Here is a 25,075-nt window from a genome sequence, read left to right as displayed (position 1 = left end):
CCCAGTGAGGGAGCGATCAAGGTTCGCTCAACCCCGCATGCCTAGGCCGCCCGCTCTCGAAGAGTTGCCCCCAAGAACAGCGCGCATCGGCTAGGGAGTGTCGACCACCGTCTGTGCAGGAGTGGTGGCCAGACCAGCGGTCTCCTAAGCGTCCTCGGTGGCGAATCTTTGGCTGATCACCTGGGTGACGCCGGAACGCATGGTGACGCCGTAGAGCGCGTCGGCGACCTCCATGGTGCGTTTCTGGTGCGTGATGACCAGCAGCTGGGAGTTCTCCCGCAGTTGCGTCAAGAGTGTCAGCAAACGTTGCAGGTTGACATCGTCAAGCGCTGCCTCGACCTCGTCCATCAGGTAGAACGGGCTGGGGCGGGCTCTAAAGATCGCGCAGAGCAACGCGACGGCCGTCAATGACCGTTCGCCACCGGAGAGCAGTGATAGCCGTTTGACCTTCTTACCGGGGGGACGGGCCTCGACCTCGATCCCGGTGTTGAGCATGTCGTCGGGCTCGGTGAGGATCAGCCGCCCGTCACCGCCGGGGAAGACCGTGGCGAAGACCTGCTCGAACTCTCGGGCCGTGTCGGCGAAGGCCTCCTCGAAGACCGTTTGGATTCGTTCGTCAACTTCCTTGACCACGTGCAGCAAGTCCGACCGGGTCCGTTTTACGTCATCGAGCTGCTCGGAGAGGAACTTGTAGCGTTCTTCGAGCGCGGCGAACTCTTCCAACGCAAGCGGATTGACTTTCCCCAGCAACTTCAGCTCGCGTTCGCCCCGCGAGGCTCGCTTTTCCATGATCGCCCGGTCGAATGGCGCGGGTTCTGGTGGTTCCAGGCCCTTCTTCTCGGCGGCGGCGACGTCGATCGCAGAGGGGGCCACGAGATGTTCGGGCCCATATTCGCCCAACAGAGTTTCGATGTCGACGCCGAAGTCCTCGGCGGCTTTCTCCTCCAGCTGTTCAATGCGCAGACGCTGCTCCGCGCGAGCCAATTCCTCGCGGTGGGCGGCGTTGGTGACCCGCTCCAGCTCGGCGGCTGTGCTCTTGGCCCGGTCGCGGACTCCCACCAACGCGGCTTCCCGGCGCGACTGGTCGGCGGCGGCCGCATCCCGTTCGATCCCGGCCTTCTCCAGTGACAGCTCGACGCGCCGCAGGGTCGCGGTGGCGGCGTCGGCCACCAGGTAGGCAATGTGGGCTCCGCGTTTGCGCTGTTCACGTCGAGCTTCGGCGCGTGCACGGGCGGCCCGCTCGGTTTGTGCCTGCCTGGTCAAGGCGTCGGCGCGGCCCGATAGCGCCGACACGCGTTCCTCGGCGGTACGCACGGCCAGCCGAGTCTCCATCTCATTTTGCCGCTGCGCGTTGAGCTGGTTGGTCAGCATGTCGCGTTCGTCGGTAGAGGGTTCGGCGATCTCGGGCTCAGCTTGGGCAGTCTCGAGTTCAGCACGCAGTTCGGCTAGGCCAGCCGAGTCGGTCTGGATCGCTTGCTGGGCGCGTTGCTGCGCTGATTGCAGACGCTGGACCTCGGCTGAGGCAGATTTGGCGGCCGCGCCAAGCTCGGCGATGTGTTTATCGGCGGTGTTGCGTTCCAGCTCCAGCGCGCGCTGTTTCGCGACGAGCTCGTCGCGGTGCCCTTCGGCCTCGGCCAGCGCCGCGCGGGCTGATTCGAGTTGCGAGGCGAGTTTGGACCGGGTGTGTTCGGCGACGCGGCGTTGGTCTCGTGCCTCGTCAACCGATGCCTGGATCTCGATGTAGGACTGGTCGGAGGCCGACCCTCCATGCGCGGTGTGGGCGGCGACGACGTCGCCCTCGCGGGTGACGGCCGTCAGCTGGGGGTGGGAGGTGATGAGCTGGTTGGCGTGGGCCAGGTCGTCGGCGACAACCATGCCAGCGAGCACGCGCGCTATGGAACCGTGCAGCTCGGCGGGGGCCTGCACTAGGTCGGCGAGGGGCCGTAGTCCCTCGGGGATGTGGACACCGCTTCCAGCAGTGGCGGTGCCGATGACGAATCCCGCCTGGCCGGCGTCCTCGGACCGCAGCCGGGTCAGGGCCGCCGTGGCGGTGTCGAGATCACTGACGGCGACGGCATCGGCGAGGGGGCCCAAAGCTGCGGCGATGACTGGCTCGAATCCGCTTTCGACCGACAGGAGGGCGGCGACCGAGCCGCGCAGTCCGGGAAGGGCTTCGGTCTGGCCCAGCAGGGCGGCAGCACCGTCTTTACGTTGCAGGCCGACCGCTAGGGCTTCCTCGCGGGCCTGCCATTGCGTGACCTCCCGGTCGGCCACGCGTTCTTCCTCGACTAGCTGGTTGACCTCATCGTGGCGGGCTTCCAGCTGCGCCTTCGCCTGGGCAAGTGCCCTATCCAGCTCGGTTTCGCCCGCCTGGGCGTCAGATTGCTGTTTGGCCTCTTCCCATGCCTCGTTGGCAGCCTCGGCGCGCTCCTCGGCCTCGGCTAGGGCAGTGGAGGCTCGCTCTAGCTCTTCTTCGGCAGCTGCGGTCCGGGAGGTGAGACTGTCGACGCGGCCGTGCAGCTTGGCGAGATGTTCGCGACGGTCCGCGGCGGCCTTCACCGCGCTGACGACCTGCTGTTCGGCTTGAGCTAGCGCTTCCTCGGTGATGGTGCGGGCGTCGACGGCTTCGGTTAGGCGTTCTTGGTCCTCTAGCAGGGCTTCCCGGAGTTCGATTTCCTGTTCACGGATACGCTCTGCCTCGGCTTCGAGCTGTTCGGGGTCACGTCCACGGCGGGTCTCGGCGTCGTCTTCGGCCAAAAACCGGTGACGTTCCTCAGCGATTTGCAACGTTGAGCGCAGACGTTCAGCGACGGCTTGCAGCCGGTACCAGGTCTCTTGGAGGCGGTTGAGCCGTGGTTTCCCGGCTTCAAGGTCCGTCTCGAGGGTCGTGATTTGTTCGGTGAGCTGCTCGTTCTCGGCCTCCAACGCTTCACGACGTTCACGCATGGCCTCTTCATCGGCCAGTTCCTGGGCGATGCTGGTGCGCAAGGTGGTCAGGTCGTCGGCCAGCAGTCGGAGGCGGGCCTCGCGCAGCTCGGCTTGGATGAAGGCGGCGCGACGGGCTAGTTCGGCCTGCTTGCCCAGCGGTTTGAGCTGGCGACGCAACTCGGAGGTGAGGTCGTTGAGTCGGTCGAGGTTGGCTTGCATGCCGTCGAGTTTGCGGAGGGCTTTTTCTTTTCGTTTGCGGTGTTTGAGCACCCCGGCGGCCTCTTCGATGAAGGCTCGGCGGTCTTCGGGCCGGGCGTGTAGGTAGGAGTCGAGCTTTCCTTGGCCGACCAGCACGTGCATTTCACGCCCGATGCCGGAGTCCGACAGCAGGTCTTGGATGTCCAGCAGCCGGCAGCGGTCTGAGTTGATCTCGTATTCGGATTCACCGGAGCGGAACATGCGGCGAGTGATGGAGACTTCGGAGTACTCAATGGGGATGGCGCCGTCGGAGTTGTCGATGCATAGGGTGACTTCGGCCCGACCCAAGGGGGCGCGGCCAGTGGTTCCGGCGAAAATGACGTCTTCCATCTTGCCGCCACGCAGAGCTTTCGCTCCCTGCTCCCCCAGCACCCAAGCGATCGCATCGACCACATTGGACTTTCCAGAGCCGTTGGGGCCCACCACACACGTGATCCCCGGTTCAAACCGCAGGGTCGTGGCGGAGGCGAAGGACTTGAAACCCTTCAAAGTCAGGCTCTTGAGATACACAGACGCTCCGAGTAAGTACTGAGTCCCGCAGCGGCGAGTAACGCCCACCTGCCGCGCGAGTCTCATTGTGTCCACGTTCGTCGCATCGCACCCGGAGGCCTCGATAGCCCCAGACTTCGGGCCCATTCCCCACCCGGAAGTTCCGCATGAGTCCGCGTACGACGGGCCGCGCATGCGCGACTCGACGTTTCACCTTACCCGGCCGGTAGGTCCAAGGTGGGTCAGGATTTACGTTTCACCTCATCGATGCCATAAATCTCGCCACTTTTGGGCAAAACAATGCGCGCCGACCAAAATTAGGTGACGGCGCGCGGTCTATCTATCGAGCGTTCTATGTGATTGTGCCCGATGTGGCGCGGGTGATCAGGTTAGCGCCGGCTCGGATAGCCGAAGCAATTCCTCCGGTTTCTCTGTCTCAACTTGGGTCTCATGTGCCTGCAGCTGAGCTAGCTCGGACTCAAGACTGCGCACCCTTGCGCGTAGTTGAACGACCTCGTCGATCAGGCGCTTGCTGGGCGCATGGCCGACATGGCCATAGAGGGCTTTCGCCATAGTGTCTCCTTGTGATGACGTCGCCCAGTGTCGCTGGCGCGCGCACTGGCACGTCGCATCCCTGTGAATGTTGTTTGCTTCACCCCCGGGCCAAGTGCCTGGGGCCTACTCAATGAGTGCTGACAGCACTACTATGTGATGCGGTTTTTGTTTCAGGTTGTCCGACCCTGTCTTCAAACTACCGCACTTACCTATCATCCGCTTCTCATGATAGTACGTCAAGCTTGACATAGGTCATAAAAGTCCAGTTCATTGGGGGATTCCCTCGGCAGGCGTAGCGCGTGTCCCCTCTCATCCTTTTTGCACCTTCTGCTCCGGGCCATCTGGCACCGAAAGCGACGTAACTCACCCCGATTTCCGCAGCTCGTCGCACCTAGCCGCACTCGTCAGTGCGATCAGTGAGTGCCCGCTGAGGGCGAGGAGAGACCACGGGCCCCAGTCGAACAAGCGGTCGCATTACTCACTCTGGGCACACCACTGCGAAACGTGCTCACAATAGTGCGCGCACCACGATAGTGCCGTTGTGGCGACATGCTGAAGCTCAGGCGAATCAACCCAATGACTGCGCCGATACCCCATTGGCGCATAAGCCTAAATCAGCAGGCAGTTTCGATGCGATTACCCAATGATCGACGCTTGGCCGACCAATGACGACGGTGCTAGTATCCGGCAGCAGAGGAGATTTCCTCACGTTCAAGAATAGATTGCTGGACCCCACCCCATGACCTCCCCAAAATTCGACTCCCACGCCACGAGCGACTCCCCGACCTCAGTGGCCCCGCCCTCCGCCGCGAACGCCGAGCGCCGAGCCGAAAACCACCGTGGCCGCCACCGCTACCATGCTGGCGGCCCCTTGCGCATTCTCGCCGCGGTGGCGCTATCTTTGGCCCTTCTCGGCGGCGCCTTCACCTTCTGGAGCCTTGATGGATCGGCCGAGCAAGCGGGTCAGAACGAGGACACGGGTGCCTCCATCGAGACGCAGCGCTCTGAGGTGAGCTTCCTTCCGGCCGACCCGTCATCGATTCTGGACCAAGACCCTGACGACCCGGCCGAAGAGGAGCAAGAGCCCACGGACGAGCCGACCGAGGCCGGCAACGACTCCAGCGGTTCGAACGATTCCGGCGGTTCCGGTGGCACCGGTGGCTCAGGTGATGACTCCTCTGGTTCCCAACTGCCCGCCAACGTGCAGGCGGTCATCGACGCCACCAACTCCGAACGCACCGCACATGGCTGCTCCTCGGTACGCAACGACGAGCGCTTGACCAACGCCGCGATGGCCCACGCCAAGGACATGGCCGACAACGACTACTTCAGCCACACCTCAGCAGACGGGCGAAGCCCGACCGATCGAGCCCGCGAGCATGGCTTCTCTGGTGGAGTTGCCGAGAACATCGCCTACGGCCAGCCCACGGCGCAGGCGGTACTTGACGCCTGGATGAGTTCCGAAGGGCACCGCAACAACATCCTCAACTGCAATCACACCCTCATCGGAGTCGGTGCGGTCGCCAATGCCAATGGGACGATCTACTGGGTGCAGAAGTTCGCCTGAACACACTTTTTGGTTCCTCACCCTGACTGCTCGTCCAACGACATCTCTAAGCGAGAAGCCCCTTCGGCTCGCATGAGACCGAGGCGAGAGAAAGAATCGCGACCGTCCCCAGCGTGGTTTCTTAGCGTGCATCGACAAGTTTCACCTGCATGTGACAGGGAGTGACTGTCCTCTTTCGCTTGAGTACAGGGCTTTGAGCTCACTAATCGCTTTTGTCGGCCATCCGACTTAGTACTGGCTATCCAGGTCACTACCGGTCATTCTGGGATTACCGCGTAACAACGCCGCAGCCTGGGGAGAGCTACTAAACAGCGGAATAGCGAGGTGCCACCGTGCGTGTGATGCTCTACGATCCCAAGGAAACGTTCGTTGCCAGTCTTCAACCACTCCTTCACAGCCGAGGCGATGAGACGATTCGGGCCGGCTCGGTCTCCAGCGTCACCGACGCCACGGATGTTGACGCCCACCTAGTCGCCATCGACTCGATCAATCGCAGTTCTCGGCTGCGGCAGGCCCACGGCCCCGTTTTCCTCATCACCGATCGTGATGACGGCAAAGTCCTAAGGCAGGCCTTCTCCTGCCAAGCTGCCGGGCTCAGTGGAACCCATCGGATGCCCGCCGACCTACTGGCGGCCATTGACCAAGCCATCAGCGGTCATCCCTACTTCGACCGTGATCTTCTGCGCGCGGCGCTACGCCCACAACCCGAGCTCGACCGGGATGCCGCGCGCCAACTCGTCAGTCACCTCACGCCACGCGAAGACGATGTCCTCCGCCGCATCATGTCGGGAGAATCGACCTCAAAAATGGCTGCGGCAATGGGAGTCTCCATCTCCACGGTGCGCTCACATATTCAGAATGTCCTGGCCAAGCTAGGTGTGCATTCGCGCCTGGCCGCTCAAGCCTTCGTCATCAATTACGACGTCACCACTGTCGCCGCTGGAGCCCCTCAATACAGCTGAGTTGAGAACGCTATCAGCCGATGAGGGCGCGGACGGGCCACAATGGCTACGCTAAAACTGTGCGGTCGCAGGTCCGCCAAGAGTGTGAAAACGCTGTTGAGCACATCTTCAGATAGGCTCAAGGCATGCCTGAACTCCCCGAAGTAGAGACCGTACGCCGTGGGCTTCACCGCCGCTTCGTCGGGCAACAACTGCATGGAGTGGAGGTCTATCACCCACGCACCGTCAGACGGCACCTGGCGGGAATGGCCGACTTTTCCGCCCGGCTTGTCGACCGGACGATCTCCGACACAGGCCGTCGCGGCAAATTCATGTGGCTGACCCTCGATGACGAGACAACCCTGTTGTGCCACCTGGGGATGAGCGGCCAATTTCTCGCCCAAGAGGCGGACCACCCCACACACAAGCACCTTCGCACGCGATTCCGCTTCACCTCGGGCCAGACCCAGCTGTGGTTTGTCGACCAACGGACGTTCGGGCATCTTCAACTCAGCGACGTCACGGGGAACGTGCCACAGGCAATCGAACATATCGGGCCCGATCCGTTCGAAGGCGAGTTCGATATCGACGCGTGCGCGCGCCGTCTTCGCAGTCGACGCTCGCCGATTAAGACGGCCCTACTAGACCAGTCGCTGGTTTCGGGGATCGGCAACATTTACGCCGACGAGGCGCTATGGCGCTCAGGGGTACATGGCTTGCGCCGCTGCTCCCACCTGGCAATCGACGAAGCGCACACCATCTTGAAGCACGCGCGAGAGGTGATGGCCGAGGCGATCGAGGCCGGAGGAACCTCGTTTGACGACCTCTATGTGAACACCAACGGCGAATCCGGGTACTTCGAGCGCAGCCTCGACGCGTACGGACGAGCCGGGCAGCCGTGCCGGTGCTGCCAGTCGATCATGCGTCGCGAAGTCATCGGAGGGCGTTCCAGCTACTCATGCCCTCGCTGCCAAAGCTGAGGCAGCTCTCAAGCTCAATGGCAACGCCAGGGCGGCCAGGAAAGTTGGCCTGAATCCACAGACCGAGCCCACCGCAGCGGGAGATGGCTCATCTACGAGGTGTCTTACAGCGACCGGCCGCGAAAGTTCCCCGACATTGCTCCACTGGTCGAATCCAATTTAGGTACCTGGAAAGAGTGGCAGACGGATACGTCCAGCTCAATCGCGAGGACCGTAGCGTTCGTTGAGGACCCGCCACGCGAGTTCGGCCGCGATCTGTTCGGCTTCCTTCTTGGAGGGGCCCGTACCCTGCCCGAATTCTTCACCCCGCACCACTGCCCATGCCGTGAACTTCTTAGCGTGGTCAGGGCCAGACTCGGTGATTCGATACTCGGGCACGCCCAGGGAAGACTCAGCCGTGAGTTCCTGCAGGCTCGTCTTCCAATCCAAAGCGGCACCTTGATGAATCGCGCGGTCCATCATAGGGTCGAAAAGCTGGTGAATCACCCGCTCAGAGGTGTCCATCCCGTACTGCAAATAGATCGCACCAAGCAGCGCCTCGACGGCGTCGGCCAAGATCGAGTTCTTTTCGCGCCCGCCTGTGGCCTCTTCGCCTTTCCCCAGCTTCAAGTGTGGTCCGACTCCACCGGCGCCCATGCGCCGAGCCACGCCCGCCAGAGCCTTTTGGTTGACCACCCCGGCCCGCAAACGCGCCAACTGCCCTTCGGGCAGGTCCGGATGCGAGCGGTACAGCGCAGCGGTGATCACGACACTCAACACCGCGTCACCCAGAAACTCCAGGCGCTCATTGGTGGGAATTCCGCCGTGCTCGTAAGCATAGGAACGATGCGTCAACGCCAAAAGCAGTAGTTCGGGGTCGATGTCTCGAACCCCGAACACTGCTTCAAAATGTGTGACCGCCTTATTGCTCATGACGGTTCGCTCTCCTCGCCTATCGGGGAAAGACGGGCACGTCTGAGACGACGGCCCGCAACTCCAGTCGCTTAAGCGTCGAGAACGGCGCGGCCGTTGTAAGTACCGCAAACGCCACACGCGGTGTGGCCGAGCTTCTTGGAGTGGCACTGAGAGCACTGAGTCAGTCGCACCGGCGCAGCTTTCCACGCTGAGCGGCGGTGACGAGTGTTAGCGCGCGACATACGGCGTTTAGGAACAGCCACGTTAATTCTCCGATTGATCTGGGCCCAACAAGTTTTTCAAAGCTGCCCACCGAGGATCGACCTGGTCGTGGTCGTGATCAGTTGGCAGTTCGTCCCAGTGCACTCCACAAATGGAGCACAAACCTGGGCAATCCGGCCGACACAGCGGGGTGGTGGACATCGCCAACACCAAAGCGTCTCGAACGGCTGGCTCCAAGTCGAGCAACTCGCCTTGCAGCCGCATGACCTCATCGGCGTCAGTAGTTTCCTCGGTGGTGGAGCCTTCATAAGCGTACAGCTCTTGAATTTTCACTACCGAGGTGTCGTCGATGGGGTTGAGGCACCTCGCACACTCTCCCTTGAGGGGAGCGGCGACGGTCCCGGTCACGAGGACCCCTTCGGTCACCGACGTCAGCTGCAGTTCCAGCTGCAACGGTGACTTTGCCGGGACACCGAGCATTTCCACCCCGATGTCGTCCTCGGAGGCTGCCTCCCGCTCGATCTCAACAATCGCTCCGGGGGTGCGCGGAAGATCACTGGTGTCGATGACCAGCGGGGCGCGCGGATCTAGAGCAAAAGTGGACATAGCGAAAGTCTTGGTTCCATCCAGTGTTGTTGACGACGTCGCGGTGTTTACCAGCATCAAGATTTCCCTGATGCCAAACCAGCGGGTTCAGACACGCAATTGGCATAGACCCACCGGGAATCGATGAAATGACTCATCGAGTGATCCGTCTCTCGTGCCGTAGGCAGCGAGAGGCGGTCAGCCTGAAGAGGCCGACATAAAAGACTACCTCATACAGGTGGTACCGGTTCAACCGGGTTCGAAAACCCACGCCGCTTGCAACGATCCTTTTCGGCCAGTAGCCGATCAGAACGTGGCCATGAAACGGCGGTCGGCAAAGAGATATGTGGCGTCACCAATGGCCGCGATATGACGATTTGCCACTCTTTGGAGTGACACCCGCACAGCCCTATATCTGCGGAAGGGGCCGCTGGCTGTCCTCTTCCTCTTCGCTAGGACCGAAAGAACCAATTTCCCGAAGTGCGTGCATTTTGTCCCGTCCACGCTCTACGCCAGAGAGAGCACGGTGCAAGAACTGCTCGAAGTTGGCCAAGGTGGTGTCCACATATTCGTCAACTTCGTCCCGGAGCCGCTGGGCCTCGTTACGAGCCTCAGAGATGATGCGATTTGCCTCATGCTCGGCCGACACAGTGATCTCATGCGCCGACACCAGGCGCGCATGCTCGGACTCACCCTCGCGAATAATCCGGTCGGACTCCCGCTGACCGGCGTCAATGATCTTGTCGCGTTCGGCCAGCATCGCCTCAGCCCGCCGGATGTCCGCGGGCAGTTCCGCCTGCATCTCCTCCAGCATGCCGATGACCTCGGCTCGATCAATCTTGCAATTGCGTGACATGGGGATAGCGCGAGCTTCCTCCACGTAGGCAATGAGCTCTTCAATCCGCTCCATAGGACCCACAGGGTTGCTCCCGTCAGTTTCATTCATGGGGTTATTGTCACCTATTAGTCGCATAAATGCTGGCTATTCGGTGCTGAACCGCTCGATAAGTCGCGTAGCTACCGTATCGGGGACGTGGGCGGAGATATCTCCACCCCATTTCGCCGCATCTTTGACCAAGCTCGATGACAAGAAAGAGTACAGGGGATTCGTTGGCATGAACACCGTCTCCACCCCAGCGAGCCCATAGTTCATTTGGGCCATTTGCAATTCATAGTCGAAGTCGGAGACAGCGCGGACGCCTCGGACGATGACGCCGATTTGCCGCTGCTTGCAAAAATCGACCACAAGTCCCTGAAACGTGGCCACATGCACATTGGGCAAGTCGGCTGTGGTCTCCTCCAACAACTCCACCCGTTCCTCGGCGGTGAACATGGTTTTCTTAGAGTTATTGAGGAACACCGCGACCCACACGTGGTCGTACAACTCGGCGGTGCGGCTGATGATATCCAGATGGCCGTAGGTAACCGGGTCGAACGACCCTGAGCAGACGGCATGGCGGGCTTCTGTTTTCACGTGACGAGACCGTACCAAAGAGTGGATGAGCCGTAGCGGCGAGATCGAGATTTGCCGACGACATCAGGCCAGGCCGGTTCGGGGGACTTTCCGCTGCGTTCGATCACCAAATCGGCCCCCTCGGCCAACCAGCCATTGGCTGCCAGGTCATGCAAGATCTGGCCCAATTGGTCCTCCCCCAGTTCATAAGGAGGGTCAGCGAACACGATGTCATACTGTTCGGTGGCCGACTTCGCGACCACGCTGTTGACCGAGGCAGTGAGAACTTCGACCCCCTGGCGAATTCCCAAGTCGGACAAATTTCGACGCAACAGTTGCGCGGTGGGGGCGTGTGCCTCGACAAACAGCGCGCGGGTGGCTCCCCGTGAACAGGCCTCAATGCCAACCGCACCAGAACCGGCAAAAAGATCGGCCACGTGCAGACCCTCCAGGTTTCCCCCCGGCGCGAGAGAGCTAAACAACGCCTCCCGGACCCTCTCCGAGGTCGGACGGGTCCGAGTACCGCGCGGTGTAACCAGACGGCGCCCCTTAAGAGTGCCAGCGATGATGCGGGACATGCCCCCCAGCCTATAGCCCCACCGCGAACGATCAACAAGATCACCCGCGCCCAAAACCGGGCGCCTCACACCAAATGGCGGTCCCAGCCCGGCTCAGCTCTTTTCGAGATACTCGCCCCGTTCCGCAGCCAGCGCCTCCACCTCGGCCGCCAGCGCCGGGTGGTCGCTCAACGTCACGTCGTCACCGACCAGGCGCACCGCGATGGCGCGGGCTTGTTCGATGATTTCCACATCGCGCAACAGCGACAAAAGTCGCACGTGCGACTTCGAACCAGATTGCGCGTCCCCCAGCACATCGCCCTCCCGGCGCTGCTCAAGATCCAGTTCGGCGAGTTTGAAACCGTCGACTGTCGATGCCACGGCCTCCAAGCGGGCGCGCGTTGGCGACAGTCCATCCGCCAGGTTGGCCAGCTGTACCGACGCGCCACCCCCAGGCGGACCAGCAGCTCCACTGACAAGGAGGCAAAGCCCCTGATGCTCACCTCGGCCAACCCGGCCCCGAAGCTGATGCAACTGGGAGATACCGAAACGGTCGGCGTCCATGATGACCATCATCGTCGCATTGGGAACGTTGACGCCCACTTCGATAACGGTCGTGGCGACGAGAACGTCGATATCGCCTTGGGCAAAGGCTCGCATGGTGGCGTCCTTGACATCGGGTTTCAGCCGCCCATGCAAGAGCCCCAAACGCAGGTCCCGAAGCGGCCCCTGCGCTAGTTCGTCGAGCGTATCGAGCACGGAGGCGGCGGGTCGGCGTTGTGGTTCAGTCTGCGGCTCGGCCGAGCTCGGCTCAGCGGAATCCTCCGCCTGGCCGTCTCCCACTCGTGGACACACCACGTATGCCTGCCTCCCGGCTTTCACCTCCTCGATCAGACGCTCCCAACAGCGATCCATCCATCGAGCGTCAGAAGCGGGCACGACGTGCGTCACAATCGGGCTGCGCCCCGCGGGTAGCTCAGTTAGCCGCGATACCTCCAAGTCGCCATAGACGGTCATGGCGACCGTCCGGGGGATCGGTGTGGCCGTCATGACCAACGTGTGCGGCGCGGCCGAGGCCTTGGCCCGCAGGGCGTCGCGTTGTTCAACCCCAAACCGATGCTGTTCGTCGATCACGACCAGACCCAAATCCGCGAAGTCCACCCCGTCATACAGCAACGCGTGGGTGCCCACCACAATGCCCGCCGATCCCTCGGCAACACGCTGGGTCGCGGCACGTCGTTTCGCGGCGGGAAGCGAGCCAGTGATGAGCTCGACGCCGGTCGCCTCCTCGGGAGCTCCCAATTGCCCGGCCGAAGCCAAATCTCCAAGCAGCTGGTGAATGGACAGATAATGCTGACTGGCCAACACCTCGGTGGGAGCCAAGAGAGCCGCCTGCCCCCCGCTCGCAACCACCTGCAGTATCGCGCGCAACGCCACCAAAGTCTTGCCGGAGCCGACGTCACCTTGCAAGAGACGATGCATGGGGTGGCTGCGAGCCAGATCCGCCGCGATGTCCGCGCCGACGTCCCGTTGACCTTTGGTCAACTCGAATGGCAAGCGTTTGTCAAACGCCTCGGCGATCGCGCCTCCGGCCGGGCGCGGCGTCGCCGCGTCTCGTTGGGCGGCGGCCTTCCGCCGCACCAACACCGTCTGCAAAAGCAACGCCTCCTGCCACTTCAAGCGCTTCCTCGCAGCCGCCAGCGCCGTTTCCGATCCAGGCCGGTGAATGTGGCGCAAGGCGCTAAGACGATCGACCAGGCCAAGTTCGGTACGCAAGCTTGAGGGGATCGGGTCGGGGACGCTGAGGTGCTGGCCGGGCGCATCCAACAAGTCAAGGACCACCCGCACGCAGCGGGCGATGGTCCATGAGGGGACCTTGGCGCTGGCCGAGTAGACCGGGATCAGGGCACCGGCGAATTCCTCAATGGCCTCCGAGTCGTCGGGGTCTTCGTCGGTGGCTAGGAGTCGGCAGTCGGGGCTGTTGAGCTGACGGCGACCCCGGAACTCGCTGACGCGCCCCGCGAACAGGCCCCAGCGCCCGGGGGTGAGTTTGCGGGCCTGCCAAGGTTGGTTGAAAAACGTGAGTGTGAGGGTGTGGCCCGCATCGTCGGCCACGGTGACTTCCAATAGTTTGCCGCGCCGGTTGCGCATCGGTTTTTGCACCGCGGCACGCACCTTAGCCAAAACAGTGACCTGGTCTCCGATGCTCAACGCGTTGAGGGACGTCTGTTCGCCACGCTTGGCATAGCGAAACGGATAGTGAGCCAGCAGGTCACCGACCGTGTCGAGTTCGAGCGCTTCGTTTAGCGCGGTAGCTGTCTTGGCTCCGAGGACATCACGAAGTTTGGTCGACAGCCCCAGCATCACTCAGCTCCGATCAATAGCGCGGGTTCGGCTTGTCCTCCCGGAAACCGTTGAATCTCGACCAACGGCCACCGGTGACCAATATCTTCCACCAAGGATGTGACATCTTGCGCGCTCATCGCCGCGCCAGGGATCAGGGTGATGAGTTCGGCCCCGGCCGAGCACAGTCGCGACAGGAGATCTGCGCTGGAGCTGAGAAGGTCGTGGCCAATAGCGAGGACGTCGGCATCGACCAAGAGCAAAATGCTCCCCACTGGGGCGCGTCCGGCGGCGGTGTCGGCCTCAGCGGTAACGATGCGGACCTCGCCCACATGGCAGGCCGCGGCGGCTTCCGCCATGGCGATCACGTCATCATCGAACCGCCGGGCCGGATCGTGAACGGCCACGGCTGCCAGAATCTGTGGTAGCCCGCTGGTGGGTATGACCCAGACGCGCCACCCGTCGGCGCGAGCCAACGCGGCGGCGCTCTCCGCCCCAGGCTTGGCGTGCGGGCCGTCTACCAGAATAATCACGTCGCCTCCACCGCTGGCGCGAATTGCCTGGCCGATCGCCTCTGGACTGGAGTCGCGGGCTACATGGCAGCCTTCTTTGGACAGCAGCGGGGCCATAGCCGTATGGGCGGTGATGGCGACAATGGTTCTGTGGGTCGTGGCGTGGGCTGCGCCGCAAGAGTCAGTGCTTTTGTGGGCGACGTCTTCGAAACGGGTCACGGAGAGCCGGTGCACCCGGCCCACTTCGATACCGGCTTCAATGGCGGCGCCGATGTTGTTGACATGGACGTGCACGTTCCAAGTCGGCGGTTCTTCGGAATCGGACGTGGCGGCAGAGCCGATGATCACTAGTGAGTCACCGAGGCCGGCCAGTCTCTCCCGCAACTGTTCAACGCCGTCAGCAGTCGCCTCCAGCAGATACTGCACCTCGTAGGCGTAGTCGACTGAGCCTGATTCGCGCGGCACTTGGGGCACGAAGGGGCGCTGGCCCGCCCCAGGGCGTTGGGCGCGCAGGAGCCGTTGCGCGCGACCGGGGTTGGAGCCGGTGAGGGTCTCCACGAACGTGTCCATCAGCAAAGCCAGGCCCATGCCGCCGGAATCGACGACACCGGCGCGAGCGAGTGCTGGCAACTGGGAGGGCGTCGCTCCCACCGCTGCGGCGGCGGCCTCGGCGGCGGCTTCAGCCGCGGAGACTAGACCCGCGGAGGCATGGCGGTGCGCGGCGGCGGCCGCCGCTGCGGCGACGGTGAGCATGGTGCCATGTGTAGGGACCGCGACCGCTCCGGCCGCCGAGGTGGCGGCAGTGTCGAGGCCGGCGGCAAATCTTGGGCCGTCAACGACGCGACCGGTCCAGGAGTCGGCCAGACCGCGCAACATTTGGGCCAGGATGACTCCTGAGTTGCCCCGGGCGGCCACCAGGGCCCGCTGTGCGGCGGCAGCGACGAGCGCCCCTACCGATGAGTCGCTGGGCTGTAGGTCTCGACATGCCGCCTGCAATGTCGCGACCATGTTCGTACCGGTATCGGAGTCGGCCACCGGGAAGACATTTAGCTGATCGACTGCGCGCCGATGGCGCAACAGCGTTTCCAGGGCCGATGCGCCCCAAGTGCGCAGCAGCTGGGAGTCGAGAGTTTCCGGCTTCATGTCCACGTTTGCCGACTCTAGCCCTCGCCAGGACGGCCCGCATCCGTAGCCACCGTCTGGGGCCTATTCACCAAAGGTCAGTGAAAGCGCTGCCGCGTCTTTCAGTTCGACCAGGTCGCTGTCGGCCAAAGGAACATAGCCGATGAAACCGGCGGCCTCTTCGCTGGGCATTTCGACGATGGTGAAGGTGACGGAGTATTCGGTGCCGTCGGGGTCTGTCGCCACGAACTCGGTCATGTGGGCGAGGCGACCGTCGACGCGAAGGCTCTGTGCCGTCTCCCCGGTGGGAGTGTCCCCGAAGAGGTCGGCGGTGAACTGGGAAATCGCGGCCTGGCCAGCTTCGATGATCTCGTCGCTGGAATATTCGACAGCGTCGGTGTCGATCGCCCCGGTCACGAAGCCCGCTCGTTCCTCACCGTCTAGGAGGAGGCCGTCCGCAGCGGTGAAGACTGTGATCGCGTCATCGGTTCCTGGCACCCAGTCGTTTGTGTCGATCATGCTGAAGCCGAAGTCGGAACTCGACTCGTGAACGAGGTACTCCTGTGGTTGGGCTTCGATCGTGGGGCCCGGTTCAGTGGTTCCGGTTTGGCCGGGTTCGCCCGCCCCGGAGAGCATCAGCCAGGTCCCGGCGGCAAGCACCATGGCGAAGATCACCGCGCCAGCGATGAATCCCCACATCGGGAAGCCTTTGCGCTGTTTCTTTTGCTTTTTGCGCTCGATTTGGCCGGGGTTGTGCCCCCACGCGCCGCTGGCGGCCGATACTGGCTGCAAGGCGACCTGACCGCCGGGCGGTCCGAACTGGTCGGAGTTGGGAGGGGCCGAGGCCGGGGGTGCCGAGAATGGCGAGGCGGGAACTCCGGGAGGGGCCGCGTCGGTATTGCCAGCCGAGGAGGTCGGGGCAAACGGAACGGTTCCGAACGGGCTGCCCGAGGAAGGCTGCGCCGAGACTGGCCCCATGTTGGGGTTGAATTGCTCGGGAGCCCACGGCGGGGCTGATGCCTGACCTGTGGCTGGGCCGGGGTCCGATTGCTGGAACGGCTGGTGGTACTGAGGTTGTTCGCCCTGGTATCCCTGGTCCTGCCCATATCCGTGCTGTTGGTCGTTCTGGTAGGCCTGTGGCTGCCCGTATCCGTGCTGTTGGTCGTTTTGGTATGCCTGTGGCTGCCCATAGGCACCACTGTGCTGGGAGTAATCCTGGTAAGGCTGCTGCTGAGGCACCTGCTGGCCGTGCCCGGGCGGCTGATAGGGCGCGTAGGGGTTATGCGCGGCTTGGCCATACTGGTCGACGGAAGGCGAGACTGGAGCATGCGGTTCACCGAACGGCGCAGCTGGGGCTTGGGCGTCGGCCGCCTGGGGGTGGTGGACGGCGTCGCCGTCGCCATTGGGCTGACCTTGGTTATCGGCCTGCCAACCGTCAGCGGGCTGTTGCGGGGGGTAACTCATCTAGACTCACCAAAGAAAGTATGGGCATCGGCACATCACGGACTGTATGCAGCTTATGGGATCGATGCCAATCTTAGAATCACCGCATGGCGCTAATTGCGGCTAGGTCATATCTAGCATGACGCCGGACGCTGCCTCTAGCCTGGCCCAATGGCTCAGGATTATCGGCCGACCGGCTGAAGGTCGACCGGACTAATAGGCACAGATGTGTCCAACCTGTTTTGTTTGGATGAGGACAGTCCCGGGCTAGGGTCTGTGTGGCGATACCCTCGCAGGTAGTGCCCGGGGCCTAGGTCGTGTCGCATGCGCTTCGAGCCCAGCCCACTGAACCGACGTGAGGTTCGGTCGGCTAGAATTACCCGGTTGCCCGCGCACCAGTGGGCAGCTGCCGATAAAGATGATCATTTTGGCAGGAGTTTTGGATTATGTCGAGCGTGTGTGAAGCCTGCGGAAAGCGCCCTGGCTTTGGCAACAACGTCCCGTGGTCGAAGAAGAAGACCCGTCGTCGTTGGAACCCCAACCTTCAGTCCGTGCGCATCTCCACTGGCTCCGGCGACAACCACCGCCGTGCCAAGGTCTGCACGTCCTGCCTGAAGGCTGGCAAGGTCGCCCGCTAAAGGGGACCTTTTGCCCTACGGGGCGACCATCGCCGTAGACGGCGTGACTTCAGCCGCATCCAGGGGTTGCCTCGGTTCGCGGTGAAAAGACTTTAATAGGCCCCCGGGTTCCCCGGGGGCCTATTGTCGTGCCAGAAATCTGGCTGCGTGGTTTCTCTTTCTCAGCCTCGGAAATGGCAGCCACCGAGGCCTATGACAGCGTCGGGTCGGGCTTGGAGAAATGTTCCCAGCCCTTATTGCCCTGCCAAGGCTCACCGTTGACCGTGACCCAGCCGGCCTGTCCGGCGCTGACGACTCCGATGCGCTGCCATTGGTCGGGCAGCAGAACGTCCGGCGGGAACGTGGCTAGCAGCGCGTGGTCGTCGCCTCCAGCGAAGATCCACTCGTATGGATTAACGCCGAGTGCTTCACCGGCGTTGCGCATGTGGTCGGGCACGACGAAGGCAGTGCTGTCTAGATCCATCCACACTTGCGAGGCCTTGGCGATGTGACCGAGGTCGGCTAGCAGCCCGTCCGAGAGGTCGATCATGGCAGTGGCACCCATAACGGCGGCGGACGGACCGGCCTCGTAGGGCACTTCAGGCCGCCGGTACGCGCCGACCAGAGCGCCCGGCGAACGGAATCCCCGCGACAGCACCGTGTATCCGGCGGCCGCCCAGCCTTGGCGTCCCGCCAGGGCCACAATGTCTCCGGGCTTGGCCCCGGACCGCTTCACTGGCTTTCGCCCTTGGAGGTCGCCGAGGGCCGTAACCGAGATGGTGAGCTGTTCACCAGAGGTGGTGTCTCCGCCAATAACTGCGGCTCCCAGCTGGGAGGCTTCGGCGGCCAAACCAGCGGCCAGCCCCTTGACCCAATCCAGCGGCAGATCCGCTGGCACGCTGACGGCCACTAGCAACGCTGTGGGACGGGCCCCCATCGCGGCGATATCGGCGAAATTCGCGGCAGCCGCTCGGTGACCGACATCCTCGCCGGTGCACCAATCGGTGCGGAAGTGTCGGCCGACGACCAGCATGTCGGTACAGGCGACGACGTTCCCGCTGGCCGTATTGAGCACGGCGGCATCGTCGCCAGGCCCCAGTTCCACTTCGGGCGTGGCGGGAAAATAGGCGGTGACGTGGTCGATCATTCCGAATTCACCGACATCGCCGACAGTTTCGGTCACAACTGCTCCTCATAGACTGCGCGGTTGTCTCGGTGTAATCTTCGCTCAACTGCTGCGACTTTGGCGACTCGCCCCGCCGAAAAGTACCGAGACCGCGTGTCACTGCTGAAGGTGGCCCTACGAATGGGCCGCGCGAAGCGGCAGTGTCGACCCGTCGTCGGGACCGATCAGCTGGGCCAACTACTTTTGCGATGACGTTGGCTGTGACAGTGTCGGCTGCAACAGTGTTTGCTCAAGACAATGGCGGTAAAGGCAAAGGAGCCTAACGATGGTCCAGGCGTTTATCCTCATCCAAACCGAGGTGGGGTCCCTGTACGCGGTAGCCGAGCAGCTGCGCCAGATCCCCGGAGTGGTGCATGCGAACCCGGTGACAGGTCCCTATGACGTGGTCGCTCTCACCGAAGCGGCCACCGTTGGTGATTTGGGCGAGTTGGTTATCAGTAAAGTCCAACAAGTTAAGGGAATTTCTCGCACGTTGACGTGTCCGGTGTTGCGGCAGTAGGCCGTTCGCGCCTCACGCTCAGCGGGCCCGTACAAAGGGGTGCCATGTCAACTTCCTCCTCGCTGCGTGCGCCGTTCTGGATCGCCACCATCGTGGCCATTCCCGTCATGTTGCTCGCCGGATATGGCGTCTACCAGGGAATTTCGTCGTCAACCTCGGTTAGTGATGTCGATGCGGAGGCGGATTTGTCTCCTGTTCAGGTGGATGTGCCTGTAGTCGAGGACGACCACGTCGAGGTGATTTGCCGGGCGCTGTTGGCGAAGTCTCCCTCCGAATTGACCGACCTGCCCTCACGGCCAGTCGAAGCCAGCAACGACGTCTCCGCTGCCAGCGCCGCCGAGCTCTCGGCCGCTTGGGGCGACCCGGCGATTGTCATGACGTGCGGCGTCGATGAGGTAGAGGTCGCCGATACGGATCTGGTCTACCGCTGGGGCCAGGTGTGTTGGTTCGTCGACGAGGGCTCTGAGGCGCATGTGTGGACCAGTGTGGACCGTGAGGTCCCGGTGCGAGTTGAGGTTCCAGCCGTTTATGAGCAATCCGGTGAAAAGGTGTCGGTACTTTCGCCCGTGGTGGCGGACGCGGTTCCGGCCGCTGACGAGGCACCGACCGGTTGCGGGTCCTAGATCGGTGCTGCCGCGAGAGTTTTTTCGCGCGCCCGCCTCTCAGGTCGCGCCGCGCCTGCTGGGTTGTGTGGTGCGGTCGGGCCCGGTCGCGGTGCGTATTACCGAAGTCGAGGCGTACGACCAATCAGATCCGGCCTCGCATTCTTTCAAGGGGCCGACGAGGGCCCGGCGCACCATGTTCGGCCCTCCTGGCCACCTGTACGTCTATTTCACCTATGGAATGCACTTTTGCGGGAATTTGACGTGTGAGGACGAGGGACGTGGCGCGGGTGTGTTGCTGCGGTCGGGGGAGGTCGTGGACGGCCTCGACGTCGCGTGGAAGCGCCGGGGTAACGCCGTACCGTTTCGAAATTTGGCGCGCGGTCCAGCTCGGCTGGCTCAGGCGATGGGGTGGACTCGCGAGGACGACGGTAGCGACTATCTGGACTCGGTGACTGCCGGAGACCCAATCGAGGGCATCTCCGTCGGGCCGCGAGTCGGGGTGGCCAATGCCGCCGACACCCCGTGGCGGTTTTGGATCACCGACGACCGGTTTGTATCGGCCTATCGGCGGCATTCCTCGGCCACTCCATAAGAGTCCTCGTTTTCTCCGTGGGATCGACTTGGTACGGCTTGGGTCAGTTGAGGCTGACGTCAAAGTGCCGGTGCTGCATGAGTCGACGGAAGTCGCTTAGGTTGTCTTCGCGAACGTTGACCCGCGAGTCGCGTCCCTCGGCGTTGGGCGAGTCAAAGTACACGATGGCCTTCACCCGGGGAAAGTGACTGAGCTGGGGGCCGGTGGATCGGAATACTTCTCCTTGGTGCTGTGGTCGAGATTCGTGGTAGAAGACACCCCATTCGGCCAGCATGATCGGCTTGTCCGGATAGGTTGTGGCCGACCAGTTGTAGTAGCCGGGCCACTGGTAGCCCTCGGCCTGGCGGTTGACGATGTCGGCGAAGTCCGCGTGGCCATGGCTGGTGGGGTCGGAGTGCCCGTAGGTGCTCCAGCCAATCCAGTCGATGATGTCGTCGCCTGGGTAGAGATCGGCATGCCATTCGGGCTCGACCCAGCGCAGATAGGCCATGTAGTTCATGACCGTGACGAGGTTTTCCACGCCTTTGTCGCGAAGGTACTCGATGACATATCGATACATGGCGGCATAGTCGGCCGCTTCCCAGCCTGACCCGGGTTGGGGACGCACGTTGTTCTCCGGTTCATGGTGGACTGTGAAGAAGAACGGGTCTGTGTATTCGGTGGTGAGGTGTTCGGCCAGCTCGTCAAGGTAGGCGTCGACGCGGTCGTTTCCTGCGGCGATGTTCGCCCAGGAGGTTATTTGCGGCTTCCAGTTGATAAAGAGCAGCCGCGGGTTGTCGGGGTCGGAGGCGATCTGTACCAGTTCCTCGTTGGGAAAGACCGCGTCGTCGGAGCGTTCATAGGCGTGGTGAATGTGTTGGGTGCGCTGGACGGTCTCCTCAAATTCCAATAGTGAGGAATAGCGAGGCAGACCGGTGTGGGCGGCCGGGGCAACGCCGACGAGGGCGCCGCAGGTGGGCACGAGCTTCTCGCCAATTCGGCAGTCGGCGAGGTCATTTTGTGGCTCATCGGTGACGGGGTCGCTAGGAGGCGGGTCGTCAACGGGTCCGCCCGTGGGTTCGTCGGTCGGGTCCTCGCTGGGCGTCGTGGTCGGTTCATCGGACGGGTCGGCGGTCGGTTCCCCGGTCGGGTCCTCGCTGGGCGTCGTGGTCGGTTCATCGGACGGGTCAGAAGTCGGTTCCCCGGTCGGGTCCTCGCTGGGCGTCGTGGTCGGTTCATCGGACGGGTCGGCGGTCGGTTCGTCGCGCGGTGAGAACAGTGAGCCGCGGTCTGGCGCCGTGGGACTCTCCGAGACGGGGTCTTCGGCATTCGGCTGGGTCGTGGGCGCATCGGTGGCTGGCTCGCTGGAGGGAGACTCGGACGCGGGCTCCTCCGTGGTCGATTCGCCGGTGGGTTCTTGGAACGGTATGGGCCAGGGTCCTGGGGTAGCCGGGGCATCGGGTTCCTCAGCACCGTGGCTGACGCGCAGGCTCGGGCCGTGCTCGTGTCCGGTGATGCCATTGAGAACCACTGAAGAGTCATCAGAGCTGGTGGTGATGGCGAATCCGTACTCGCCCGCTTCGCTGATGGCACTGCTGACGTCGAGTATCGCCGCAGTCGATTCCTCGTCAACGGCGACGGTGTCGTGGGTGCGGCCGAAACGCGGTAGCACGTCGGGGGTTAGGTTGCAGGTGCATATCCCCGGGTCGACTGAGGTGGCTTCGATGAGTTTCGACGAGCCTTCGGGCAGTCTTTCGGCAAAGGGGGTGATGAGTTCAAATTCCGCGTCGTCGTGGACGTGCTCGGCATTGACGGTGAAGGTGACAAAGGCGACCGATACCCCTAGGTGGTCGGTGAATCCCACCGGCAAATCCGATGGTGCGACTGGGGCGGACTCGGTGATCTTTGAGGCGGAGTAGGTGGCGAGGTCGGCATCGAGAAGGGCTTCGCCAGGACCGATTTGCGCCCACTCATAGTTGACGGTGCCCTCCCCGTCGTGATTGGTGCCGACGCCAAAGCCAATTGCGAAAGATGTGATGGCGATCGGAATCGTCGCTAGAATGCTGATGAAACCTCGCGCCGAAGGCCAGGCAGGGCCAGGGGTGGTGGTTGTGGTCGGGGTGGTCTCCGAGATGTTCATGATCCATGCTCCCCTTAAACTGCCTTTCGCGAGGGAACATAGCTTTCCATAGATAAAGATAAATTTGTCGATTTATCAATATTTTGACTCTTTAGTAGCATTTATTGTGAAAACATGGGCGAACTCACCGCTTGAGGCGCTCACACCGCCCTTACGCATTGCATACATTCGTCGAAGACTTACCCGCTGGTACCGACAAGGACAAGTCCATAGCTGACGACATTATCGGCGCACAATGGACCGATAAAAGTACAGCAGGTGCCTTTTGCGTCGACCTGAGGCACCAAGCTCTCACCACCCCAGCCAATGCGATTCCTACGCGCTATACCTTTTGCGACGATTTATGTGGGGCCCTTGCGTGAACATTTCTCACCTATCCCCCTCCGCGGCCTCTGCGATCACGCAGTCCGCTCTTGAGGCACCGAACAATCGCCACTCATCACCGGCGCTTTCAGTCACGACCTCACCCGTTCGCCCCTAGCTGATTCGCAATCAACCCCCAGACCGTGACCTTTTCGTTTCCTCCCTCGTTAAAGCCAGCGAAGAGGCCTACTCGGGTGTGCTGCAGCCGAGCCCAGGCTGCCAACGGAGAGCCCAAAAACGGCGTGCCTCCTGAGGACCGATCGGCGACGCAGCCTGGCCCGCCTCTCGAGTCCACATCACCGGCCTGAACTCTCAGAACCGCGGAAAGGCTCCAGTGTGAAGACCCCAGCAGCCCAGACCTTGACCGACTACATATCCATCCTGCGTCGCAGCTGGTGGGTCATCGTGCTTGCTCTAGTCCTCTCGCTGGGAACAGGGGCCGCCTACACCGCATTGGCTTCGCCCGTCTATGAATCGCAGGCATCGGTTCTCGTGCTGCCCAGCAACGTCGACACCTCCGTCACCGGAGCCCGCACCTCCGGCGGCGTCAACCTCGACACCGAGGCCCAACTGGTCAGTTCCACCGAAATCGCCCAACTCGCCGCCGTCTACATCGCCGAGGAGGGCGTGGCCGTCACCTCCGACCCACGAGCATTGGCCGAGAAGGTCCGCGTACAAGTGCCACCAAACACATCTGTGCTCGAGATTTCCTTCTCCGCCGAAACTCCCACCGCCGCCTACGCTGGCACGGTCGCGTTTAGTCAGGCCTACCTCGACTACCGGGAGTCCTCCGCCCGCTCGCACCTGGAATCGGAGGCGTCCACAGTCAGCGAACGCATCGATGAACTGCGAGCCGACTCCGACGCCCTGTCCGAGCGACTGTCAGCACTGGGCCCCGACGACGACAACGAACGACGCCAACTCGAATCAAGTCGTGACTCCATCAACGGTCAGATCTCGGACCTGACTGGCGAACACGCCGCGTTGGAGTCAGCCTCCGCCGCTGTGTCGACCGGCCGCGTCATCTCCACACCCATTCAGCCCACCTCCCCCACGTCTCCCAATCTGATTCTCAACTTGGCCGGTGCGGCAACCGTCGGCGGACTGCTCGGTCTGACTCTCGCGTGGACGCGACACCTATTCGCGCGACGGTTGTGGCACACATCAGACCTGGAGCACAAGTGCGACCTGCCCGCTCTGGCCACCATCCCCTCCTCGGTGAAGTTTCCACGTCGGGAAATCTTCGGAGCGTATGGGCCCGGAGGTCGCGTCATGGGCCAGCTGCGTACCGCGATCACCTCCCAGCTGCGCGGCACCGAAAAAGTCATCGTCATTCTCGGGACTTCGCCGGGGCCGACTGCCAGCATCCTCGCTGGAAACTTGGGGGCGGCCCTGGCCCGTTCCGGCGACCAAACCGCTGTTGTGGCAGGCAATCCCTCGACCACTGTCGGACTGCCGGAGTTGCTCAACGCCACCGAAGTACCGGGATTGTCGGACGTGTGGTCTCGCCGGGTCGATTTGCTCGATGCGATGTTTGAGGCCGGAAGGCAAAAGGGGCTAGCTGTGGTGGGGCCCGGTGCCGCCGCCAGCGCCGCGGGCCCCACCAGCGACCTAGTATCGCAGACCTTCACTCGTTTGCGGTCTTTGAACCGATACGTTCTAGTGGAAGCTCCACCACTGACGTGCTCGGCGGATGGGCAACTGCTGGCCAGCCATGCGGACGCGGTCATTGTGACGGTTCAACAGGGTAAGGACCGCATCAGCGATATCCGTGAGTCAGCTAACTCGTTGCGTCAGATTGGGGTGGATCTGCTTGGGGCGGTCGTATTCCCCAACCAGTTGGGGGCGATGGCCGCCCAATGGGAATCTGACCCTAAGCCGGATCAGCTCGCACAGGTTGCGAACACTGCCGATGACATCGATCCTGCCTCCCAGCAACGCCCATCGGGTCCCTCGTCAGCTCCAGGTTCGCTAGCCTCGCTCGGTTTCGACGCGGAGGCGTTCGATGCCGAAGACGCGGTAGGGCGAGGAGGCCAGGCCCGGTACGCGGGTCGCGCCACGGCTACTCAAAGGCCCATCCAGGGTGGACCTGGCTCCTCCAATGGCGCTCGTCCATCGCCGGGCGGGCAGCCTGGTTCGGGTGAGCAGCCGTCACGGCCCGAAGGCTCACAGACGGGGCCCGGGAGCTCCTACGGTGGCCACCCTCAAGGAGATCAGCGCTCGCTGACCAACGACAGGCCCTGAC

At 62.7% G+C, this 25,075-nt stretch carries 21 protein-coding genes; 8 read left to right on the top strand and 13 right to left on the bottom strand.

Annotated elements, in window-relative coordinates; translation table 11 throughout:
* Positions 1-144 precede the first annotated feature (144 nt).
* Positions 145-3,696 carry a chromosome segregation protein SMC gene (smc, locus tag JQS30_RS04600; RefSeq protein WP_213172204.1) on the bottom strand — a complete coding sequence of 1,184 codons (3,552 nt, stop codon included), beginning with the start codon at positions 3,694-3,696 and terminating at the stop codon, positions 145-147.
* Between the two features lie 363 nt (positions 3,697-4,059).
* Entirely contained in the window at positions 4,060-4,248 is a 189-nt protein-coding gene (locus tag JQS30_RS04595) for a hypothetical protein (protein ID WP_213172203.1), read from the bottom strand.
* Between the two features lie 721 nt (positions 4,249-4,969).
* On the opposite strand from JQS30_RS04595, the gene JQS30_RS04590 reads away from it, so the two are divergent.
* The 3 genes from JQS30_RS04590 to mutM all read left to right on the top strand — a co-directional run bounded on the left by JQS30_RS04590 (position 4,970) and on the right by mutM (position 7,718).
* The gene (locus JQS30_RS04590) at positions 4,970-5,797 is read left to right on the top strand and encodes a CAP domain-containing protein (RefSeq protein ID WP_213172202.1); all 828 of its coding nucleotides are present in this window, start codon (positions 4,970-4,972) and stop codon (positions 5,795-5,797) included.
* A 341-nt stretch (positions 5,798-6,138) separates the two neighbouring features.
* Positions 6,139-6,759, top strand: a complete 621-nt coding sequence (locus JQS30_RS04585) for a helix-turn-helix transcriptional regulator (protein ID WP_246498130.1) — start codon at positions 6,139-6,141, stop codon at positions 6,757-6,759.
* Between the two features lie 125 nt (positions 6,760-6,884).
* Complete coding sequence (mutM, locus tag JQS30_RS04580) at positions 6,885-7,718, top strand: bifunctional DNA-formamidopyrimidine glycosylase/DNA-(apurinic or apyrimidinic site) lyase (RefSeq protein WP_213172200.1); 834 nt, start codon at positions 6,885-6,887, stop codon at positions 7,716-7,718.
* Between the two features lie 198 nt (positions 7,719-7,916).
* Here mutM and rnc read toward each other — a convergent pair whose 3' ends face one another.
* The 9 genes from rnc to JQS30_RS04535 form a co-directional block, all read right to left on the bottom strand.
* On the bottom strand, positions 7,917-8,630 hold the full coding sequence (gene rnc, locus JQS30_RS04575; protein ID WP_213172199.1) for a ribonuclease III: 714 nt from the start codon (positions 8,628-8,630) through the stop codon (positions 7,917-7,919).
* 71 nt (positions 8,631-8,701) lie between these two features.
* Positions 8,702-8,875, bottom strand: a complete 174-nt coding sequence (rpmF, locus tag JQS30_RS04570; RefSeq protein ID WP_213172198.1) for a 50S ribosomal protein L32 — start codon at positions 8,873-8,875, stop codon at positions 8,702-8,704.
* Between the two features lies 1 nt (position 8,876).
* Positions 8,877-9,440: a YceD family protein gene (locus JQS30_RS04565; protein ID WP_213172197.1), complete on the bottom strand. Its 564-nt coding sequence runs from the start codon at positions 9,438-9,440 to the stop codon at positions 8,877-8,879.
* 388 nt (positions 9,441-9,828) lie between these two features.
* Positions 9,829-10,338 (bottom strand): ATP synthase subunit B family protein, encoded by a 510-nt coding sequence (locus JQS30_RS04560; protein ID WP_343076177.1) that lies wholly within the window; start codon positions 10,336-10,338, stop codon positions 9,829-9,831.
* A gap of 63 nt (positions 10,339-10,401) precedes the next feature.
* On the bottom strand, positions 10,402-10,893 hold the full coding sequence (gene coaD / locus JQS30_RS04555) for a pantetheine-phosphate adenylyltransferase (protein WP_246498055.1): 492 nt from the start codon (positions 10,891-10,893) through the stop codon (positions 10,402-10,404).
* Positions 10,890-11,450: a 16S rRNA (guanine(966)-N(2))-methyltransferase RsmD gene (rsmD, locus tag JQS30_RS04550; RefSeq protein ID WP_213172195.1), complete on the bottom strand. Its 561-nt coding sequence runs from the start codon at positions 11,448-11,450 to the stop codon at positions 10,890-10,892. Before rsmD ends, coaD begins: the two co-directional genes overlap by 4 nt.
* Before the next feature lie 93 nt (positions 11,451-11,543).
* Positions 11,544-13,793, bottom strand: coding sequence for an ATP-dependent DNA helicase RecG (gene recG, locus JQS30_RS04545; RefSeq protein WP_213172964.1), 2,250 nt, complete (start codon positions 13,791-13,793; stop codon positions 11,544-11,546).
* Positions 13,793-15,427 (bottom strand): DAK2 domain-containing protein, encoded by a 1,635-nt coding sequence (locus JQS30_RS04540; RefSeq protein ID WP_246498129.1) that lies wholly within the window; start codon positions 15,425-15,427, stop codon positions 13,793-13,795. The genes recG and JQS30_RS04540 overlap by 1 nt, the downstream gene beginning before the upstream one ends.
* Positions 15,428-15,490: 63 nt before the next feature.
* Entirely contained in the window at positions 15,491-16,870 is a 1,380-nt protein-coding gene (locus JQS30_RS04535; RefSeq protein ID WP_213172193.1) for a hypothetical protein, read from the bottom strand.
* 425 nt (positions 16,871-17,295) lie between these two features.
* On the opposite strand from JQS30_RS04535, the gene rpmB reads away from it, so the two are divergent.
* Positions 17,296-17,487, top strand: coding sequence for a 50S ribosomal protein L28 (rpmB, locus tag JQS30_RS04530; protein ID WP_213172192.1), 192 nt, complete (start codon positions 17,296-17,298; stop codon positions 17,485-17,487).
* Positions 17,488-17,677: 190 nt separating this feature from the next.
* Here the strand turns inward: rpmB and JQS30_RS04525 are convergent, their stop codons facing one another.
* Positions 17,678-18,649: a thiamine-phosphate kinase gene (locus JQS30_RS04525; protein WP_246498054.1), complete on the bottom strand. Its 972-nt coding sequence runs from the start codon at positions 18,647-18,649 to the stop codon at positions 17,678-17,680.
* A gap of 268 nt (positions 18,650-18,917) precedes the next feature.
* Here JQS30_RS04525 and JQS30_RS04520 point away from each other — a divergent pair, with 268 nt between their 5' ends.
* Genes JQS30_RS04520 through JQS30_RS04510 form a run of 3 tightly spaced genes read left to right on the top strand, consistent with a single transcriptional unit; the run spans position 18,918 to position 20,348 of the window.
* Positions 18,918-19,151, top strand: coding sequence for an Lrp/AsnC family transcriptional regulator (locus JQS30_RS04520; RefSeq protein WP_213172191.1), 234 nt, complete (start codon positions 18,918-18,920; stop codon positions 19,149-19,151).
* A gap of 44 nt (positions 19,152-19,195) precedes the next feature.
* On the top strand, positions 19,196-19,774 hold the full coding sequence (locus tag JQS30_RS04515) for a DUF3515 family protein (RefSeq protein ID WP_213172190.1): 579 nt from the start codon (positions 19,196-19,198) through the stop codon (positions 19,772-19,774).
* A gap of 4 nt (positions 19,775-19,778) precedes the next feature.
* A complete protein-coding gene (locus JQS30_RS04510) occupies positions 19,779-20,348 on the top strand; it encodes a DNA-3-methyladenine glycosylase (RefSeq protein WP_246498053.1) in 570 nt (189 codons plus the stop codon).
* Between the two features lie 43 nt (positions 20,349-20,391).
* Here the strand turns inward: JQS30_RS04510 and JQS30_RS04505 are convergent, their stop codons facing one another.
* Positions 20,392-22,467 carry a glycosyl hydrolase gene (locus JQS30_RS04505; protein WP_213172188.1) on the bottom strand — a complete coding sequence of 692 codons (2,076 nt, stop codon included), beginning with the start codon at positions 22,465-22,467 and terminating at the stop codon, positions 20,392-20,394.
* A gap of 699 nt (positions 22,468-23,166) precedes the next feature.
* Here JQS30_RS04505 and JQS30_RS04500 point away from each other — a divergent pair.
* Complete coding sequence (locus JQS30_RS04500; RefSeq protein WP_213172187.1) at positions 23,167-25,074, top strand: Wzz/FepE/Etk N-terminal domain-containing protein; 1,908 nt, start codon at positions 23,167-23,169, stop codon at positions 25,072-25,074.
* Position 25,075: the final 1 nt, after the last annotated feature.

Origin of the sequence: Natronoglycomyces albus, assembly GCF_016925535.1 — a bacterium.
In the GTDB taxonomy this organism is placed as follows: Bacteria; Actinomycetota; Actinomycetes; order Mycobacteriales; family Micromonosporaceae; genus Natronoglycomyces; species Natronoglycomyces albus.
Note: the sequence above shows the minus strand (reverse complement) of the source record. Positions and strands in the feature narration are given on the sequence as shown.